Raw genomic sequence first — 17,109 nt, 5'->3', positions numbered from 1 at the left:
TGTTGTTGTCGTTCGGGTATCCATCCCCATTGAGCCTATGCTCGGCCCTGACAGCAACAACGGCGGCGTCGCTTCTACTGCGACATATGATGGCTTGTCCGCACCGTTCAGGCGTTTTAGACCCGGGACCATGGCAAAGCTGTACTTCAATTATTCTACAATGAACGCAGGCAAATCGACCGTCCTGTTGCAAGCCTCGCACAACTATCGCGAGCGGGGCATGGATACCTATTTGATGACCGCCGCGTTGGACGGACGTGCAGGTGTGGGCAAGATTGCATCCCGAATCGGGATATCGTCGGACGCCGACACGTTCACGGCTCAAGACGATGTTTTCGCAATGATCGAAGGGCGATTGGCGAAAGGTAAAGTCGCCTGCGTGTTTGTCGACGAAGCCCAATTTCTGACCGAAGATCAAGTTTGGCAACTGGCGCGCGCCGTAGACGACCTGAAAGTGCCAGTGCTTGCTTACGGGCTGCGCGTGGATTTTCAGGGCCGTCTATTTCCGGGCTCGGCTGCGTTGTTGGCATTGGCTGACGAAATGCGTGAGGTCCGCACCATATGCGAATGCGGGCGCAAGGCGACGATGGTGATTCGTCAGGACGAAAACGGAAACACCATCACCGAAGGCGCGCAGGTGCAGATTGGCGGGAACGAAACTTACGTCTCGCTATGCCGCAAACACTGGCGTGAGGCTGTGGGCACTTAGACCGGGTTCGGCAGTGGGCGTCCGTCGATAAAGGCGGCCACATTGTCCAGGGCCATATTCCCCATATCGCTGCGCACTTCTTCGGTCGCGGTGCCCAGATGGGGCAACAGTGTCACGTTCTCCATGTCGCGTAGGGCTTGCGGGACCGCGGGCTCAAACTCATAGACATCCAATCCCGCCCCTGCGATCTGGCCGGCACGCAGCGCGGCAATCAATGCAGATTCGTCCACGACTTCTCCGCGCGCGATATTGATCAGAAGGGCCGACGGGTTCATAGCTTCTAGTATCTGCGCGTTGATCAGGTGACGGGTTTCCGCACCGCCAGGGACTGCCAGGATCAGAAAATCGACCCGAGCACCCAGCTCTTTCAGGTCAGGAACATATTCCGCCGGAAAGTCGATCTCTTTCTTGCTGCGGGATTGATAAAGGACCTGCATTCCAAACCCGAAATGACACCGACGGGCGATAGCCTGACCGATGCGCCCCATACCAACGATCCCAACACGTTTGCCCGTCACGTGGTGGCCCAGCATCTGCGTCGGATGCCATCCCTGCCAAGTGCCAGCCCGGACCTGCCGTTCCCCTTCCCCCGCACGCCGGGCTGTAGAAAGCAGCAAGGTCATCGCTATGTCAGCGGTTGCATCCGTGACGGCGCCCGGTGTGTTCGTCACGGCAACGCCTGCGGCCCGCGCCGCATCCACGTCGATGTGATTATACCCAACCCCGAAATTTGCCAGCAATTTGCATCGGGGGTTGGGCACCAGCGCGAATACCTGTTCCGAAAAAAGATCGCCCAAAGTCGGGACCACCACATCGAATTCGGTCAACGCACGCAGCATCTCATCCCGCGTCATCGGTAATGTATCTTCGCGAAACTCGACATCAAACTCTGCCCGCGCGCGGGCTGTGACTACTGCTGTCATAGGGCGGGCAACAAGTAGTCTCATCAGTGCATCCGCCCGCCAACAGGAACGTCACCATCAGGGCCGATCAGAACAATCTCGCCACTTTCATCAGGAAGACCCAACACAAGCACTTCGGACATAAAGCGACCTATTTGGCGCGGGGGGAAGTTCACCACAGCCATCACCTGTTTACCCACCAGCGTGGCCGGGTCGTAATGCGCGGTGATCTGGGCCGATGTCTTACGCTCACCAATTTCATCGCCGAAGTCGATCCACATCTTGATCGCAGGCTTGCGCGCCTCGGGGTACGGTTCGGCACGAACGACTTTGCCGACGCGGATGTCGACCTTGAGGAAATCGTCAAATGAAATCTCATTCACGAGAAAGCTCCTTGGATCGGTCGGTGGCGGCTTTCACGGCACGGTGCAGCAGATCAGGGAAGCCTTCTTCTTCGTGCATCAACACCTCAAGCGCGGCCTGAGTCGTACCGTTGGGAGAGGTCACGTTGATCCGCAATTGCGAGGGGTCGTCATCGGAGGCCATCGCCAGCGCACTAGCCCCGGCCACAGTCGACTTAGCCAGTTTCATTGCCAGATCGTGCGGCAAGCCCTGCGCCTGACCCGCAGCGGCCAGCGTTTCGATCAAGTGAAAGACATAGGCCGGGCCTGAACCGCTAAGGCCCGTTACTGCGTCCATCTGAGATTCGTCATCCAACCGGACGGTCTCGCCAATGGCTGACAACAGGTCTTCGGCCAGCGCGACATCGTCATTCGATGCGACAAAATTCCCGATCAAAGCTGTGATCCCCTGTCGGATCGCTGCGGGTGTATTTGGCATCGCGCGCACGATCGGCGTGTCCGTGCCCAAAACGGCTTCGAAGGTGGCAATCGACGTCCCCGCCGCGACCGAGATAAACAGGCTGCCGCCGCCGCCCAGCGCCTTGATCGCAGGCAGGGCCTCGCCCATCATCTGCGGTTTGACAGCCACCAGCACCACAGCGGGGGCTTCGGGCAGCGGTGTGTTGATATTGACGCCCTGCGCCTTCAACCAGTCCGATGGATACGGGTCCACAACCCAGACCGATGACGCAGGAAGGCCATGCTCCAACCATCCAGCGAGCATGGCCGATCCCATCTTGCCGCAACCCAGAAGCACCAGCCCCTGTTCGGCGACGCGTGACATATCCATGATTGCCCCTCCCCCTTACTTGTCGGTTCGGAGCAAAGCTTTACGCGCGCCCGTAGGCCTCTGCAATGGCGACCTGCATCGCGTCTTCGGGATCGCGGTTGCCCCATGTGACCAACTGGATCGCGGGGTAATACCGCTCGGCGCTCAGGACGGCTGCGGTGATCATCGTGTCGATTTGTTCGGGGCTGGCCATCTGTCCGCCAGCAAGAACCAGACCGTAACGATAGACCATCAGTTTCTGGTTGGCCCAATAGGTAAAGGCACCCGCCCAGCACTGATCATTCATCTTGTTCAGCAGTTCGTACAACTCGGACTCACGCTCGGACGGCGGGTCCATTTCAAACGAACACACCATGCGCAGGGTTTCGTCATAGTTCGACCAGGCCAGCGTGATTGAGTAGGTACGCCACTGCCCTTCGACAGCCATGGCGATCTGGTCATCCCCGATCCGGTCAAAGTCCCAGTCGTGGTGCTCAGCCAGGTGCTCAACAATATCTATTGGATGAAGATCTTCTTCGAGAAACTGCTCGGAAAGGGCCATAATGCCACCTCACTAATCTCTAGCATTTTGGGGCTGGCAGCGCCCCAGCGCTAGTTGCCTGCTCTACAAGCCGGGCTTCCCCCGTGGGCCTGTACTAAATATGGTGCGCTGCCAGTACCCGTCTGGCAACCCTATTTATTGGGGATAACAGCAATAAGTTGTGGACGAACGGTCACGGCGATCAAAATATTGGCGTCGCGTGCAGCTTTGTCTTGATTAAATTCTGCAAGGCGGCAAGATGCACAACACCGCACAATCCCTACCCGGATCGCGCGGCGTTTCTCTTGCATCGAAAATTTGGATTCGGACGTTACTTGTCCAGTTTCGCCTCAAGCGCTGCGATGCGTTCTTCCAGCGCGGCATTCTCTTCGCGCGCTTTTTGGGCCATCGCACGGACCGCGTCGAATTCCTCGCGCGTCACGAAATCCCGATCCGCCAGCCAGCGGTCGATCATCGACTTCATCGCATTTTCGGCCTCTTCCCGCGCACCCTGTGCTACGCCCATGGCGTTGGTCATCAATTGGGATACGTCGTCCAGAATCTTATTGCGGGTCTGCATGGCTTTTCTCCGAAATCGCGGTTGATCCCTATATGGGTAAAGTTTGCGTCAGGCTCAAGGTTGACTTGCCCCATAAAGCACGGGCAATGAGACGCACATGCAGGCTGTTCTGAATTTCCCCGATCTGTCGCCCGAGCTGTTCTCAATCTCACTCTTCGGGATGGAGTTCGCGCTGCGCTGGTACGCACTGGCTTATATTGCAGGCATTCTGATCGCGTGGCGCTTGGGTGCAATGGCGCTGCGGCGACCTGCCCTTTGGCCAGAATCGACCCCACCCATGAAGCCCGAGCAACTGGAAGACCTGCTCACATGGATCATTCTCGGCGTCATTCTGGGGGGTCGGCTGGGTTTCGTGTTGTTTTACCAACCCGCTTATTACTTGGCGAACCCGCAGGACATTCTAAAAGTCTGGCAGGGCGGAATGGCCTTTCACGGCGGACTGCTCGGAGTGGTCGTTGCCTCTTATCTGTATGCGCGTCGCCACAAGGTTCCGGTATTGTCCTTGGCCGACCTTATCGCACACGCGGTTCCGCCGGGGTTGTTGCTGGGGCGGTTGGCAAACTTTGTAAACGCGGAATTATGGGGACGCCCGAGCGAGCTGCCCTGGGCCGTCATTTTCCCCGGTGCGGCCGCGCAGGATTGCCCCGGCGTACTTGCTGGCATGTGCGCGCGGCACCCATCGCAACTCTATGAAGCGGCGCTGGAAGGGGTGCTGCTGGGGGCGGTACTGTTGTGGCTGGCCTATCGGCGCGGTGCGTTCAAGACACCCGGTTTGATCATGGGGGTTTTCCTGGCCGGTTACGGTGCCTCGCGATTTATTGTCGAGTTTTTCCGGCAGCCGGACGCACAATTCATCTCGCCCGGTAATCCGCTGGGGCTGGCGTGGCATATCGGCGGCTATGGGCTGACAATGGGTCAGTTGCTATCGATCCCCATGATCGCACTTGGCTTATGGTTCGCGCTGCGTGCGCGATCTGTTCGATGACTCTGACCGATCACCTGCTTGCGCGCATCGCGCAAGACGGCCCGATGAGCGTGGCCGACTACATGACCGAATGCCTGCTGCATCCAACTCAGGGATATTACTCCACCCGCGACCCTCTGGGTGCTCTGGGCGATTTCATCACAGCGCCGGAAATCAGTCAGATGTTTGGCGAACTGATCGGATTGTCGCTGGCTCAAGCCTGGATAGATCAGGGTCACCCCAACCGCTTTGCGCTTGCCGAGCTGGGTCCGGGGCGCGGCACGTTGATGGCCGACATTCTGCGCGCAACCCGCAACATTGAGGGCTTCCACGACGCCGCGGAAGTCACCTTGCTGGAGGCTTCCCCGATCCTTCGACAAATCCAGTCGGATACCCTGAACGGATACACGCCGCGCTGGATCGAAACGGTTGCCGACCTGCCCGATGCACCGCTGTTCCTTGTTGCAAACGAATTCTTCGACGCCCTCCCCATACGTCAGTTCCTGCGCGACGGCGATGGATGGCGCGAGCGTCTGGTCGGGCGTGAAGGCGAATCACTGACGTATGGTCTGGGGGCACAGGCATCTCAGGTGGCACTGATGGATCGGCTGGACGATACACAAGATGGTGATCTCGTCGAACTCTGCCCATCCGCAATTCCAATTATCACCGTTTTGGCAGGCCGGATCGCGACGCAGGGCGGAGCCGGGCTGATTGTTGATTATGGCGACTGGCATTCGCTGGGCGATACCTTGCAGGCCGTTCGCAAGCATCAGCGGGCAGACCCTTTGCAGGCACCGGGACAGGCCGATCTGACCGCCCAAGTCGATTTCGAGCCACTGGCAACCGCCACACGCGCCGCCGGATGTGCCCACACGCGCCTGACGCCTCAGGGGGTATTTCTGGAACGGTTGGGAATAACCGCGCGCGCGCAGAAGCTTTCTGCGACTCTCGGCGGGGTCGAGCTTGATAAACTGGTTTCCGCACATCGCAGGTTGACGCATCCGAATGAAATGGGAAACCTGTTCAAAGTACTGGGCCTCTACCCTTCCTATGCCTCCCCCCCTCCGGGACTGGAAACATGACACTGGAAATTCTGACTTCGGACATGCTGTCCTCTGTTCGCCACGGGTTCTTCAGCCGTCGCGGAGGCGCGTCTTCCGGCATATTCGCCGGGCTCAACTGTGGGTATGGATCTTCGGATCAGACCGAGGCCGTAGCGATCAACCGCAATCGGGTCGCGGAAGCAATGGAAGTTACGCCCGACGCAATGATTGGGGTTCATCAGGTCCACTCTCCAATCGTGCTGTCGGTCGACGGACCGATAAATGGGGAAAAGCCCAAGGCTGATGCGGTGGTAACATCGACGCCCGGTCTGGCGCTCACGATCCTGACAGCGGATTGTCAGCCAGTTCTGTTTGCCGACCCCGACGCACAGGTCATCGGCGCAGCCCATGCAGGCTGGAAAGGCGCGCTGGATGGCGTTTTGGAGGCCACGCTCGACGCGATGGAGGCATTGGGCGCAAGTCGCAAAAATACGATTGCAGTGATCGGACCGACGATTTCGCAGACAGCCTATGAGGTGGGTCCAGAATTTCTGGACGATTTCGTCGCGGATTCCCCAGACAACCTGCGGTTTTTTGCGAACGGCACTGGCGACAGGCTTCAGTTCGACCTGCCCGCATTTGGCCTTCACAGGCTGCGACAGGCGGGAATCGGTCAAGCCGAGTGGACTCGGCACTGCACCTATTCCGATCCGGTTAGATTTTATTCCTATCGCAGGGCGACCCACGCCAAAGAAGCCGACTATGGCAGACTGATTTCAGCAATCAAATTGTAAACCAAGACCGAATTGTGGCGATATCGCCGCTTTTTCGCCACATTCTTTGTGTCTATCTGAGTCGGAACAAATTGAGTTTTATTGTCCGCTCTCAGGTGCTTATCTGCCGATGCTCCAGCAGTGCGAGACAGTATGAAGAAAGAGGAGCTGCCAACCTTCATTTTGTCCTGAATTGATCCCGGATCAGCCTTATCGGCGCCTCAATATGGCGTCACATTGGCTAACCATAGGGAACGGGGTGTCAAACCCCCGAGGAGCAGGAACACAAAATGAAGATCAAATCTCGCTTTCTCAGCGCCGTTGTTGCGGCGAGCAAAGAGAAGGGGCTGGAGATGCCGTGGAAACACGTTTCCAGCCGCTCGGTCAGAGTTGCGCGCCGTTTGGCAAAGCAAGGCTGACCGACATGCCCAGGGTACCAAGCTGCCGGTCCCCAGGGCCAAGAAACACGCCGGAGGGGTGCTCCGGTCCGGTGTGTGGCCTGCCGCAGGTATTCAAAGCGGTCAGGTTCAGGGGCATGTGTGCGCCGGCAATTTCAGCCTGCTTTGGTGTGAGTTTGTTTGGGGGGTCAAAATGTTGGCCAAAGGTCTGCGGATTATTTTTTCATCGCGTCGTCGAATCGACCGCCGCCTTAGGGTCGCCCTTTCAATCAAAACAAAAAATAAGACTAATCAGACGGGTCTCTTTCGAGAGGTCACTCCGTCTGAGCGGGTACTAGAAGGGACGGAATAACTATGCCTATTCCACATTCGCTCTCACGGGCTGCCAGGAATGCCGTTGATACTTCGGCAATGCTGCAAGATGCCTCAAGATCGCCGAACAAACCCAAGGCGCAGCTGCGGCGCTATGAGGTCAGTTCGCTGATGCCAAACGGTGACGTTTCGCAGACACGGCACATAGCACCGGCTTTGCCGATGTTTGAAGATGCATTCTGCGCATTTACGCGCGGTTCACTGGTTGAAACAAAGACGGGTCCCTTGGCGATCGAAGACCTGCTGCCCGGTGACACCGTTCTGACGCAGGACGGTTCCTCGCAAACTGTTTTGTGGAAAGGATCGGTCACTCTTGTCCCAGGGCGCGAGGACTCGCGCGGGCGCACCCGCCCCTTGACCCGCATCATGGCGGACACGTTTGGGATGCAGAAACCTTTGTCTGGCGTAATCGCGGGTCCGGCCGCGCGTATCGTCGGGACACCGGCCCATCTGCGCCACCTGCATGGCAACGAAACGATTTTGACACCGGTCCACGAATTTCAAGACGGGATGAGTGTTATCGAAACCCTTCCGCCCACTCCGATCGAGCTGTTTCACATCTGCCTAAAGCGGCACTCGGTCATCAAGGTTGATGGGCTTCAGTTCGAAACTTACCACCCGGGGGTAAACGCAGTTCGGATGATCAGTCATTCGCTGCGGTCAATCTACCTGAACCTGTTTGCGCATGTCGATTCGCTGAACGATTTCGGCCCGCTGTTGATGCCACGTGCCGGTGACGGAGAAGTAGACGCAATCACAGCGTAAACACAAAAAAATTGCTGCAAAGTGGGGGCTTTATGCAGGTTTTACTAGGTTGGGCACTGTTCTTGCTCGTCACGGCGATTCTACCGCCATGTTGTGCTGCGCATAAACGCGCGCGGTTCAAGCCATCCGGCTCATTCGTTCTTCCAGCACGTCAAAAGGTACGCCGGGCTCGTCCTTAGCGCCCCGGATCACAAGCGACGTTTTCACGCTTGCCACGTTCGGAGTGGTCAGAAGTTCACCTGTTAGAAATTGCTGAAAACTGCTTAGGTCCGGGGCCACGCATTTCAGGATGAAATCGACCTCGCCATTCAGCATGTGACACTCGCGCACCAGAGGCCAGTCGCGGCAGCGTTCTTCAAAAGCGCTGAGTTCGGATTCGGCCTGGCTTTCCAGTCCGACCATGGCAAAGACCTGAACTTCGAATCCCAACTCGCGCGCGTTCACCTCGGCATGATACCCGCGGATCAGCCCTGAATCTTCCAGCGTGCGCACACGCCTTAGGCAGGGCGGGGCTGAAATTCCCACTCGCTTTGCCAGTTCGACATTGGTCATGCGACCGTCTGCCTGCAATTCCGCCAGAATCTTGCGGTCAATCTCATCCAGCCGTGTCGCGACCATTCAATGCTCCTGAATTTTCGGTTGTTATATCAGCACCCCAAAGATGCGCAATAATCTTTCGCGTATGCGCAATTTTCTTTATTTTCAGTGTTCTTTTTTTAGGCGCTTTTCGCTGAACGCATAGCGGATGTGTGACAGGTAGGGGCTTTAAGCGCCGCACTGTGGTCGTTATATCCATTCGCCAAGGGGCCAAGTGCCCAAAACAGGCAGATCGAGTTGGGGGTACCATGGCCGAAACACGTCACACGAAGGTTCTGATCATCGGATCGGGACCGGCCGGTTATACAGCGGGCGTCTACGCCAGCCGCGCGATGCTTGAGCCGATTCTGGTTCAGGGCATTGAACCCGGCGGTCAGTTGACCACCACCACCGAGGTTGAGAACTGGCCCGGCGATACAGAAGTTCAGGGTCCCGATCTGATGGTTCGCATGCAGGACCACGCCAAAGCGATGGGTTGCGAAATCATCGGCGACATCATCAATGATCTGGACGTCTCGAAACGTCCGTTCACCGCCAAGGGTGACAGCGGAACGGTTTATACGGCCGATGCCGTCATTCTTGCCACGGGCGCCCGTGCCAAGTGGCTGGGCCTGCCGTCGGAAGAAAAGTTCAAGGGTTTCGGCGTATCCGCCTGTGCAACCTGTGACGGGTTCTTCTATCGCGGACAAGAAATCGTGGTGATCGGCGGTGGCAACACTGCGGTCGAAGAAGCGCTGTTCCTGACCAACTTCGCCAGCAAAGTGACATTGATCCACCGCCGCGACGAATTGCGGGCCGAGAAAATCTTGCAGGACCGGCTGCTGAAGCACGAAAAGATCGAGCCGCTGTGGTTCCACGAGCTTGAAGAAGTCATCGGCACGGATGCCCCTCTGGGCGTTGAAGGCGTGCGCGTCAAGAATGTGAAGACCGGCGAAGTCACCGAGATCCCATGCAAGGGCGTCTTTGTCGCGATCGGCCACGCGCCTGCGAACGAGCTGGTCAAAGACTCGCTGGAAACCCATATGGGCGGATATGTCGTAACCAGGCCTGGCTCGACCGAAACGTCGGTTCCGGGCGTCTTCGCGGCGGGTGACCTGACCGACCACATCTATCGCCAGGCTGTGACCAGCGCCGGTATGGGTTGTATGGCTGCATTGGATGCGGAACGTTTTTTGGCCGAGCAGGAGTAACGTGATGATGGAGTTCTCCGGCCCGGTCTGGAGAATTCTGTTTCTATCCCAAATTAGCGCCCCTTTGGTTCCCGCTCAGGCACCCGAGGGGCGTTTTCATTATTCCGGGAAAATCGCTCTCTACGCTTCTCTTAGCGCCGAAGGGGCGGGTGTTGCCATCCGTCGATATGTCTCGCCCAACGACCCACCAAGAATATTGCAGAGGGCAGAAGTATCGGGCGCAAGGTTGATCGACCTGCGCGGTCAGCACAAAGCGTCGATAGTTTGGCAAGATATCCATAAAGAACATGGCTTTTCACCAACATGGCGGTTCTCAGATCAAGCACGTGCCAAACACGCTGACGGTTTGATCTACAGCTCTCGGACCCGCCCAGAGCTGAGCCACATTGTGCTGTTCAATCTTTCCCCGGCCATTATTTGCGCCCACGCTCCGGCAACCCCGTGGGAACCATCCTATTCTCAACCATAACTTGACCCATAGCCCCAGCCGCTCCAGACTCGGGCGCAAGAAATGCGAATACAGGTGGCTTGATTGAAAAGCGTTCTTTGGCAAGGCGGGTGGGCAACCCGGCTGCGGATTGGCAGCGGCTTAATCCTGTTTGCCTTCGCTTTCTTTCACTTCATCAATATTGGCCTGGGCCTATTCCACACCGATTATCTGCACGATATGCAAGACGGTCGCCACGCCGTCACACGCCATGATATCGGCAGCGCGGTTCTGTACGTGGCCTTGTTCACCCATTTCGGGCTTGCCCTGTATTCCATTAGCCAACGCCGCACATTGCGAATGCCGTTTAACACCGCCCTGCAAGTGGTACTGGGTTTGCTGATCCCGCTGCAATTGATCGCGCATATCGTGCACACGCGCTACGCGCATGAGATATACAACGTCAACGACGAGATGGGGTATATCATCGCCCTGATGTGGCCCAGTTCCGCGATCTACATGCAAAGCCTTCTGTTGCTGGTCGTCTGGGTTCACAGTTGCATCGGGCTGCATATGTGGCTTCGCCTCACCCGTTGGTGGTCAAACGTAGCCCCCTATCTGATCGGGTTGGCGGTTTTTGTTCCGTCCTTTGCCCTTGCAGGCCTGCTGACCGAGGGTCGCAGGATTTGGACCGATTTTGCTGATCCTTCACTGCGCGAACAATATATCGAACATTACAACTGGCCCTCACCCGAAGAGTTTCAGGCCCTTTTCAGTGTAAAAGACAACGCAATGATGGCGTTCTGGATTGCACTGGCTGCGTCCATTGCCGTGTTTCTTGGTCGCAAACTCTGGCGGCGCAGACATTCTGTGCGGGTCAAATACGTCGAAGGCCCCGAAGTCGTGGCAGAGAAAGGCATGACGCTGCTGGAAATCTCGCAGGCCAACGGCATCCCCCACACCGCCCTTTGTGGCGGCAAGGGACGCTGCACGACTTGTCGCGTGATCGTAGAAGACGGTGCCGAGAAACTTCCGGCCCCCAGTGACGTTGAAGCCCGCAGTCTGGCAGCCGTCAGCGCACCCGATGGTGCTCGGTTGGCGTGCCAGATACGCCCGACCGAACCGATCACGGCTTTTCGCATGTTCCGCCCCGACGGAGGGCGGCAGCGCGCACATGCCAGTCAGGGTCAGGAACGCAAACTGGCCGTGTTATTTCTGGATATGCGGGGATTCACCTCGCGGACCACGGGGCAGTTGCCTTACGACATTGTCTTTCTTCTGAACCGGTTTTTTGATGCCATCGTTCCGGCCATCACCGCTGACGGGGGTGTGGTTGATAAATACATGGGCGACGGGCTGCTGGCCGTGTTTGAAACGCCTGATGCCGAAAGTTCGGCAGAAGCGGGTTTGAAGGCAGCGGCAGATGTCAGTCACGCCCTCATGCGGTTCAATCAGCAGCTGGAAGCCGAAGGAAGCCCGCGCATTCGCATCGGAATGGGCCTGCATCTGGGCGATTTAGTTCTTGGTGAAATCGGTGCTGCGGGAAATGCCGCACGCACCATCATCGGCGATGCAGTCAATGTGGCCAGCCGGTTGGAGGCCGAAACAAAGGCATTGAAAGTGGAACTTCTTGTCTCAGACGACTTGCTGAAGATTGCCGGGTACCAAGGCGATCTGAACGGGATGAAGTCCTTTCAGCTGCGCGGTGTGACCCGACCGATTCCCGCTCTGCCTGTCCAAAGCGCGGCGGACCTATTGGAAAGTGCTTCCTCATAGGAACACATTCACGTTTTGGCACCATTTTGCCGACCATTGCTGGAACCACGGTCGTAATTTCCGCCGGATGTCAGAAAATCCTTCCATTCCGCGAAAAAACCGCGCATTTCGTCCTTTGTTTCATGAATGTATATGGACTTCGCCCAACTGTCGGGGCAAATGCCCCGCAAACGCCTTTGAATCACTGGCAAAACCGCACTTCGACAAGAGTATTACAATGACGATGTTAAGCAATCTCGCTCCAATCCCTGAACTATATGTTTCCTACGAATCCGCGCAAAAACTGAAAGTAGAAGCCGCTGACCTGACAAGCTGGGACCTGAGCCCGCGCCAGATTTGCGATCTGGAGCTTCTGATGAATGGCGGGTTCAACCCTCTGAAGGGGTTTCTGACCGAGGCTGATTACGACAACGTCGTAGACAACATGCGTCTGGCCGACGGCACCTTGTGGCCCATGCCCATCACGCTGGACGTCAGCGAAGAGTTTGCCGATACTATCGAACTGGGTCAGGACATCGCTCTGCGCGACCAAGAGGGCGTGATCCTTGGCACCATGACCGTGACCGACCGTTGGACCCCGGACAAGGCGCGCGAGGCTGAGAAAGTGTTCGGCGCAGATGATGACGCACACCCGGCGGTGAACTACCTGCATAACGTGGCAGGCAAGGTTTATCTGGGCGGTCCCGTTGTCGGCATCCAGCAACCCGTCCACTATGATTTCCGCGCCCGTCGCGACACCCCGAACGAGTTGCGCGCCTACTTCCGCAAGCTGGGCTGGCGTCGCATCGTTGCGTTCCAAACCCGCAACCCACTGCACCGCGCGCATCAGGAACTGACGTTCCGCGCAGCCAAAGAAGCGCAGGCCAACCTGCTGATCCACCCGGTTGTCGGCATGACCAAGCCCGGCGACGTCGATCACTTTACCCGCGTGCGCTGCTATGAGGCGGTTTTGGACAAATACCCGGCCTCGACCACCTCGATGTCGCTGCTGAACTTGGCGATGCGCATGGCTGGCCCGCGCGAGGCGGTTTGGCACGGCCTGATCCGCGCGAACCACGGCTGCACGCACTTCATTGTCGGGCGTGACCACGCTGGCCCAGGCAAGAACAGCCAAGGCGAAGATTTCTACGGCCCCTATGACGCACAGGATCTGTTCCGCAAGTTCCAGGACGAGATCGGCCTTGAGATGGTTGACTTCAAACACATGGTCTATGTGCAGGAGCGCGCCCAGTACGAACCGAATGACGAGATCGAAGACAAGGACAACGTCACGATCCTGAACATCTCGGGCACCGAACTGCGCCGCCGTCTGGCCGAAGGTCTGGAAATCCCCGAATGGTTCAGCTTCCCCGAGGTTGTGGCCGAGCTGCGCAAGACCAAACCGCCGCGCAGCCAACAGGGTTTCACCGTGTTTTTCACCGGTTTCTCGGGCTCGGGCAAATCCACCATCGCCAACGCCTTGATGGTCAAGCTGATGGAAATGGGTGGCCGCCCCGTGACGCTACTGGACGGCGACATCGTGCGTAAAAACCTGTCGTCGGAACTGGGCTTCTCGAAAGAGCACCGCGACCTGAACATCCGTCGCATCGGCTATGTGGCCAGCGAGATCACCAAAAACGGTGGCATCGCTATTTGTGCACCGATTGCGCCCTACGCAACCACGCGCCGCGCGGTTCGGGAAGATATCGAACAGTTCGGTGCCTTCTGTGAAGTTCACGTCGCGACCAGCATCGAGGAATGTGAACGTCGCGACCGCAAGGGCCTGTACAAGCTGGCGCGCGAAGGCAAGATCAAGGAATTCACAGGAATTTCTGACCCTTATGACGTCCCCCAAAACCCCGAGTTGAGCGTCGAGACCGAGAATGTCGATGTCGACAACTGCGCCCATCAGGTGCTGCTCAAGCTGGAAAGCATGGGCCTGATCGCAGCGTCCTAAGACAGCGCATATGTTCTATGAAAGGCCCCCGCAGCGCGAGGGCCTTTTGCATTTCTGGTTAAAGTTCTGCGCGCAGGGCTGCGACCGCGCGGCCTTCGAAATCCCCAAACTCCGCAGCCTTGGCCTGAATCGCTTGCAACCGAGGCAAGCGGGCTGCGTAATCCTCGGGCGACAGGGATTGGATCGCTTGCTGAATATCAGCCTCGGATTCACATATGATCATGCCCGAACTATCCATGAAATCGTCGATATTCGGGCAACCCCAATAGATCGGCACAGTTGAACACAGAATCGCGTCGGTCAGTTTTTCGGAGAAATAGTTTTTCTCGCGCACGTTTTCGATCACTACGGAATAGCGATAAGGCGCAAGGCCGTCGGATTTTTGGTCAAAGGGGTTATAGCCCCGCCCCATGATATCCACGTCCGCATCAGTTTCCCGCACCCAGTCGATGACAGAATGGCGCAACTGGTGCCCTTCGAGATCACGTTTGCCTGACGCGATCAACGAACAGGATTTTGACTTGGTCACATCCAATTCGCGCCAGTTTGGAATCATTGTGACGCCATAGGGCAGGAATACCGCGTTCGGGATACCTTGCAGCAAAACATCATGAAACGTCAGGACGCGGAAAAACCGCCGCCACGTCCAGCGCAGCATCCGGTCGTGTTTGGCGTGGATGGCCGAAGGTTCGCCCATCATCAGGGAAATCTGCGCACGGGTGCCCCGGCGCAGGCGTAGATGCACAGTTGAATTGGGGTACATGATCAAGTGATCGGTGGGCTCAAGGTCCCCGACGGATTTGCCGATCAGTCGCTCGGGGCACCCCTCGGGCCAGATCAGGTCAGCCAGGGGTAGCGATGACAGCTTTGGCCCCAAACGATTTCCATAAGGCAATATTGCAATGGCGGGTTCGGTCATACAGACACCTCTGGCAGGTTGACCTGACCACGCATTAGAACGTGACCACGCCCGGCAACCTTTATACCAGTCATCGCATCAGAAGGCCCGACGCGGGTCACGGTCGCTTGACCGGGGCGTCCCATGTCGTGCCCCTGTTCGGCTGTGAACCTATCCTTCGCCATCAGACCATGTTTCCACAGATAGGCGGCCATCGCCCCGGTTGCCGAACCGGTAAAGGGGTCCTCGGGCGGGCTGGGTGGCGCCAGCAACAAGCGCGAGAATGTGTCTCCTGCATCGGTTGCGCCCTTCAGCGTGACAAGAAAAGGTTCCGCCATGTCAGACCCAGAAAACCCTGCCATTTCTGACACATCCCGAAGTGCCTCGACATTCAACTTGGCTGCTCGCAAGGCGTCGTGATCATGCAGCACCGTAACGCAAAAAGGCAGTCCCGTAGATACAAACTGCGGTGGAGATATGATGTCGTCCTGAGACAAACCAATCGCCGCAGCCACCAAATCGGCGGGAACATACGCACCAAACTGTGGCGCGACCTGAATCATCTCGATCTCATCCCCGATCAGGCGGATCGAAACAACACCGGCACCCGTTTCCAGCGTCAGCGTATTTCCCTGAATTAACCCACGGGACCGCATGGCCGCGACAGTCGCAATGGTTGGATGACCGGCAAATGGGATTTCTCGGCTGGCCAGAAAGTAGCGGACCCGGATGTCGGCGACCTCGGACGGTCCTGTAAACGTGCACTCGACAAGCGAGGTCTCTTGCACAAAGGCCATCGAGGTGTTGTCAGATAGGGCCGCCCCACCGTGGACCACGGCGCAACCGTTTCCACCAAATGCCCTGTCGGTAAAGGCATCTACCCAGTCAAAATCAAACCAGCTCATTTCCGCGCGCTCTTTCTTATGCAAACCGTCTCCGGTTCGCATAACTCGCCCGACGGACAGCAGATGTCACGTGGAAAACGTCAGAGGGGCCGTGCTCAGTGCACGGCCACCGGCGAGAAGTCATGCTCGCGCGCAAGGTTGAACGCCAGCTTGCGGTCGGCAACCAGCGCCAGTTGCTGACCGTCCGAGTCGTGGACCGCATAGAGCAGATCCAGATCCCCTGCCTGTTCGCGCAGTTCCCGCGGCAGATCAGCGACTTCGACCGTTTTGACATAGACGATCCGGTCGCCTTCGGCGTTCAGTTCTATCGGCGTATTCATTGCTCTTACCCCTTTCTTATGTTGATCGTTTGCACCACGGTTTCCGGCACGGCGCGGGTCAGATCCACATGCAGCAGACCGTTTTCCATGATCGCCTCGCCTACCTCGACCCCGTCGGCCAGCACGAACATGCGCTGGAACTGACGCGCCGCGATGCCGCGATGCAGGAATATGCGCCCCTCGCTGTCGTCGCGTTGACGACCCCGGATCACCAGCTGGCGATCCTCGATGGTGATCGACAGATCCTCTTCCGCGAACCCGGCTACCGCCAGAGTGATACGATACGAAAAATCCGAGGTCTGCTCGATGTTATAGGGCGGGTATCCTTCATTTCCGGCCTTTGCAGACCGTTCCAAAAGGCGTTCCAATTGCTCGAACCCCAGAAGATGCGGGTATGAGCCAAGAGTAAGTTTTGACACGTATTTTCGTCCTTTATTGTCAAAGCGACGTGTTTTGCGGCCCCTTTTTGGCAACCGCATGCTATAGAATATGGGAAGAAACCAGGATGTCCACAAGGTCTGGCGGGATAACGCCTGACACACTATCTTGTGTGACAAGCACCACAATAACAACCGAGTCGCCCATGAACGCGCCCACCGATCTTTCAATGAAAACAGATGAGGTTTTAAGGGTGGAGCTGGAGGTTTTTCGCCGCCAGCACCGCGATCTGGATGAGGCGATCGAAGCGTTGCAGGCCAAGGGCACGTCCGATCAACTGACGATCAAACGACTGAAAAAACAAAAACTGCGCCTGAAAGACATCATCCGCCTGATCGAAGACCGTCTGACCCCAGATATCATCGCCTGAACACTCTGTACCGCATTGCCACATAAGCGGAT

Annotated in this window: 21 protein-coding genes; 11 read left to right on the top strand and 10 right to left on the bottom strand. The window is 57.4% G+C overall.

Features of this window, described 5'->3' with window-relative positions; all coding sequences use genetic code 11:
- The first annotated feature begins 130 nt into the window (after nt 1-130).
- Nucleotides 131-709, top strand: a complete 579-nt coding sequence (locus GOV87_RS14140) for a thymidine kinase (RefSeq protein WP_171121669.1) — start codon at nt 131-133, stop codon at nt 707-709.
- On the opposite strand, the gene GOV87_RS14135 is transcribed toward GOV87_RS14140, so the two are convergent.
- From GOV87_RS14135 to GOV87_RS14115, 5 genes are all read right to left on the bottom strand, one after another.
- Nucleotides 706-1,656: a D-glycerate dehydrogenase gene (locus GOV87_RS14135; RefSeq protein ID WP_171212218.1), complete on the bottom strand. Its 951-nt coding sequence runs from the start codon at nt 1,654-1,656 to the stop codon at nt 706-708. The two genes, GOV87_RS14140 and GOV87_RS14135, sit on opposite strands and share 4 nt — an antisense overlap.
- Nucleotides 1,656-1,994 carry a tRNA-binding protein gene (locus GOV87_RS14130; RefSeq protein ID WP_171212217.1) on the bottom strand — a complete coding sequence of 113 codons (339 nt, stop codon included), beginning with the start codon at nt 1,992-1,994 and terminating at the stop codon, nt 1,656-1,658. The genes GOV87_RS14135 and GOV87_RS14130 overlap by 1 nt, the downstream gene beginning before the upstream one ends.
- Nucleotides 1,987-2,802: a pyrroline-5-carboxylate reductase gene (proC, locus tag GOV87_RS14125; RefSeq protein ID WP_171212216.1), complete on the bottom strand. Its 816-nt coding sequence runs from the start codon at nt 2,800-2,802 to the stop codon at nt 1,987-1,989. Before proC ends, GOV87_RS14130 begins: the two co-directional genes overlap by 8 nt.
- A 40-nt stretch (nt 2,803-2,842) precedes the next feature.
- The gene (locus tag GOV87_RS14120) at nt 2,843-3,343 is read right to left on the bottom strand and encodes a YbjN domain-containing protein (protein WP_170753355.1); all 501 of its coding nucleotides are present in this window, start codon (nt 3,341-3,343) and stop codon (nt 2,843-2,845) included.
- 310 nt (nt 3,344-3,653) lie between these two features.
- Nucleotides 3,654-3,902, bottom strand: coding sequence for an accessory factor UbiK family protein (locus GOV87_RS14115; RefSeq protein ID WP_170384762.1), 249 nt, complete (start codon nt 3,900-3,902; stop codon nt 3,654-3,656).
- 97 nt (nt 3,903-3,999) lie between these two features.
- Between GOV87_RS14115 and lgt the strand changes: the two genes are divergently transcribed.
- The 5 genes from lgt (at nt 4,000) to GOV87_RS14095 (ending at nt 8,220) form a co-directional block, all read left to right on the top strand.
- Nucleotides 4,000-4,887 carry a prolipoprotein diacylglyceryl transferase gene (gene lgt / locus GOV87_RS14110; protein WP_171212215.1) on the top strand — a complete coding sequence of 296 codons (888 nt, stop codon included), beginning with the start codon at nt 4,000-4,002 and terminating at the stop codon, nt 4,885-4,887.
- On the top strand, nt 4,884-5,951 hold the full coding sequence (locus GOV87_RS14105; protein WP_171212214.1) for a class I SAM-dependent methyltransferase: 1,068 nt from the start codon (nt 4,884-4,886) through the stop codon (nt 5,949-5,951). Before lgt ends, GOV87_RS14105 begins: the two co-directional genes overlap by 4 nt.
- A complete protein-coding gene (pgeF, locus tag GOV87_RS14100; protein ID WP_171212213.1) occupies nt 5,948-6,706 on the top strand; it encodes a peptidoglycan editing factor PgeF in 759 nt (252 codons plus the stop codon). Before GOV87_RS14105 ends, pgeF begins: the two co-directional genes overlap by 4 nt.
- 269 nt (nt 6,707-6,975) lie before the next feature.
- Nucleotides 6,976-7,104, top strand: a complete 129-nt coding sequence (locus GOV87_RS20575) for a hypothetical protein (RefSeq protein ID WP_255431604.1) — start codon at nt 6,976-6,978, stop codon at nt 7,102-7,104.
- 333 nt (nt 7,105-7,437) lie between these two features.
- A complete protein-coding gene (locus GOV87_RS14095) occupies nt 7,438-8,220 on the top strand; it encodes a Hint domain-containing protein (RefSeq protein ID WP_171122240.1) in 783 nt (260 codons plus the stop codon).
- A gap of 117 nt (nt 8,221-8,337) precedes the next feature.
- Here GOV87_RS14095 and GOV87_RS14090 read toward each other — a convergent pair whose 3' ends face one another.
- The gene (locus tag GOV87_RS14090; RefSeq protein WP_171120257.1) at nt 8,338-8,838 is read right to left on the bottom strand and encodes an Lrp/AsnC family transcriptional regulator; all 501 of its coding nucleotides are present in this window, start codon (nt 8,836-8,838) and stop codon (nt 8,338-8,340) included.
- Between the two features lie 227 nt (nt 8,839-9,065).
- Here GOV87_RS14090 and trxB point away from each other — a divergent pair, with 227 nt between their 5' ends.
- From trxB to GOV87_RS14070, 4 genes are all read left to right on the top strand, one after another.
- The gene (gene trxB / locus GOV87_RS14085) at nt 9,066-10,007 is read left to right on the top strand and encodes a thioredoxin-disulfide reductase (RefSeq protein ID WP_171212212.1); all 942 of its coding nucleotides are present in this window, start codon (nt 9,066-9,068) and stop codon (nt 10,005-10,007) included.
- A 4-nt stretch (nt 10,008-10,011) separates the two neighbouring features.
- On the top strand, nt 10,012-10,476 hold the full coding sequence (locus tag GOV87_RS14080; RefSeq protein WP_171212211.1) for an RES family NAD+ phosphorylase: 465 nt from the start codon (nt 10,012-10,014) through the stop codon (nt 10,474-10,476).
- Nucleotides 10,477-10,539: 63 nt separating this feature from the next.
- Nucleotides 10,540-12,210 carry an adenylate/guanylate cyclase domain-containing protein gene (locus GOV87_RS14075; RefSeq protein ID WP_171212210.1) on the top strand — a complete coding sequence of 557 codons (1,671 nt, stop codon included), beginning with the start codon at nt 10,540-10,542 and terminating at the stop codon, nt 12,208-12,210.
- A 217-nt stretch (nt 12,211-12,427) separates the two neighbouring features.
- The gene (locus tag GOV87_RS14070) at nt 12,428-14,146 is read left to right on the top strand and encodes a bifunctional sulfate adenylyltransferase/adenylylsulfate kinase (RefSeq protein ID WP_171212209.1); all 1,719 of its coding nucleotides are present in this window, start codon (nt 12,428-12,430) and stop codon (nt 14,144-14,146) included.
- 58 nt (nt 14,147-14,204) lie between these two features.
- On the opposite strand, the gene GOV87_RS14065 is transcribed toward GOV87_RS14070, so the two are convergent.
- The 4 genes from GOV87_RS14065 to GOV87_RS14050 form a co-directional block, all read right to left on the bottom strand.
- Nucleotides 14,205-15,065 (bottom strand): glycosyltransferase family 10 domain-containing protein, encoded by an 861-nt coding sequence (locus tag GOV87_RS14065; protein WP_171212208.1) that lies wholly within the window; start codon nt 15,063-15,065, stop codon nt 14,205-14,207.
- Complete coding sequence (locus tag GOV87_RS14060; protein ID WP_171212207.1) at nt 15,062-15,949, bottom strand: PhzF family phenazine biosynthesis protein; 888 nt, start codon at nt 15,947-15,949, stop codon at nt 15,062-15,064. The genes GOV87_RS14065 and GOV87_RS14060 overlap by 4 nt, the downstream gene beginning before the upstream one ends.
- 95 nt (nt 15,950-16,044) lie before the next feature.
- The gene (locus tag GOV87_RS14055; protein WP_171120244.1) at nt 16,045-16,269 is read right to left on the bottom strand and encodes a DUF1150 family protein; all 225 of its coding nucleotides are present in this window, start codon (nt 16,267-16,269) and stop codon (nt 16,045-16,047) included.
- A 5-nt stretch (nt 16,270-16,274) separates the two neighbouring features.
- Nucleotides 16,275-16,688 carry an Hsp20 family protein gene (locus tag GOV87_RS14050; RefSeq protein ID WP_058275530.1) on the bottom strand — a complete coding sequence of 138 codons (414 nt, stop codon included), beginning with the start codon at nt 16,686-16,688 and terminating at the stop codon, nt 16,275-16,277.
- A gap of 164 nt (nt 16,689-16,852) precedes the next feature.
- Between GOV87_RS14050 and GOV87_RS14045 the strand changes: the two genes are divergently transcribed.
- Nucleotides 16,853-17,077 (top strand): YdcH family protein, encoded by a 225-nt coding sequence (locus GOV87_RS14045; RefSeq protein ID WP_010441787.1) that lies wholly within the window; start codon nt 16,853-16,855, stop codon nt 17,075-17,077.
- The last annotated feature ends 32 nt before the right edge of the window (nt 17,078-17,109 follow it).

Source organism: Ruegeria sp. HKCCA5426, assembly GCF_013034585.1.
In the GTDB taxonomy this organism is placed as follows: Bacteria; Pseudomonadota; Alphaproteobacteria; order Rhodobacterales; family Rhodobacteraceae; genus Ruegeria.
Note: the sequence above shows the minus strand (reverse complement) of the source record. Positions and strands in the feature narration are given on the sequence as shown.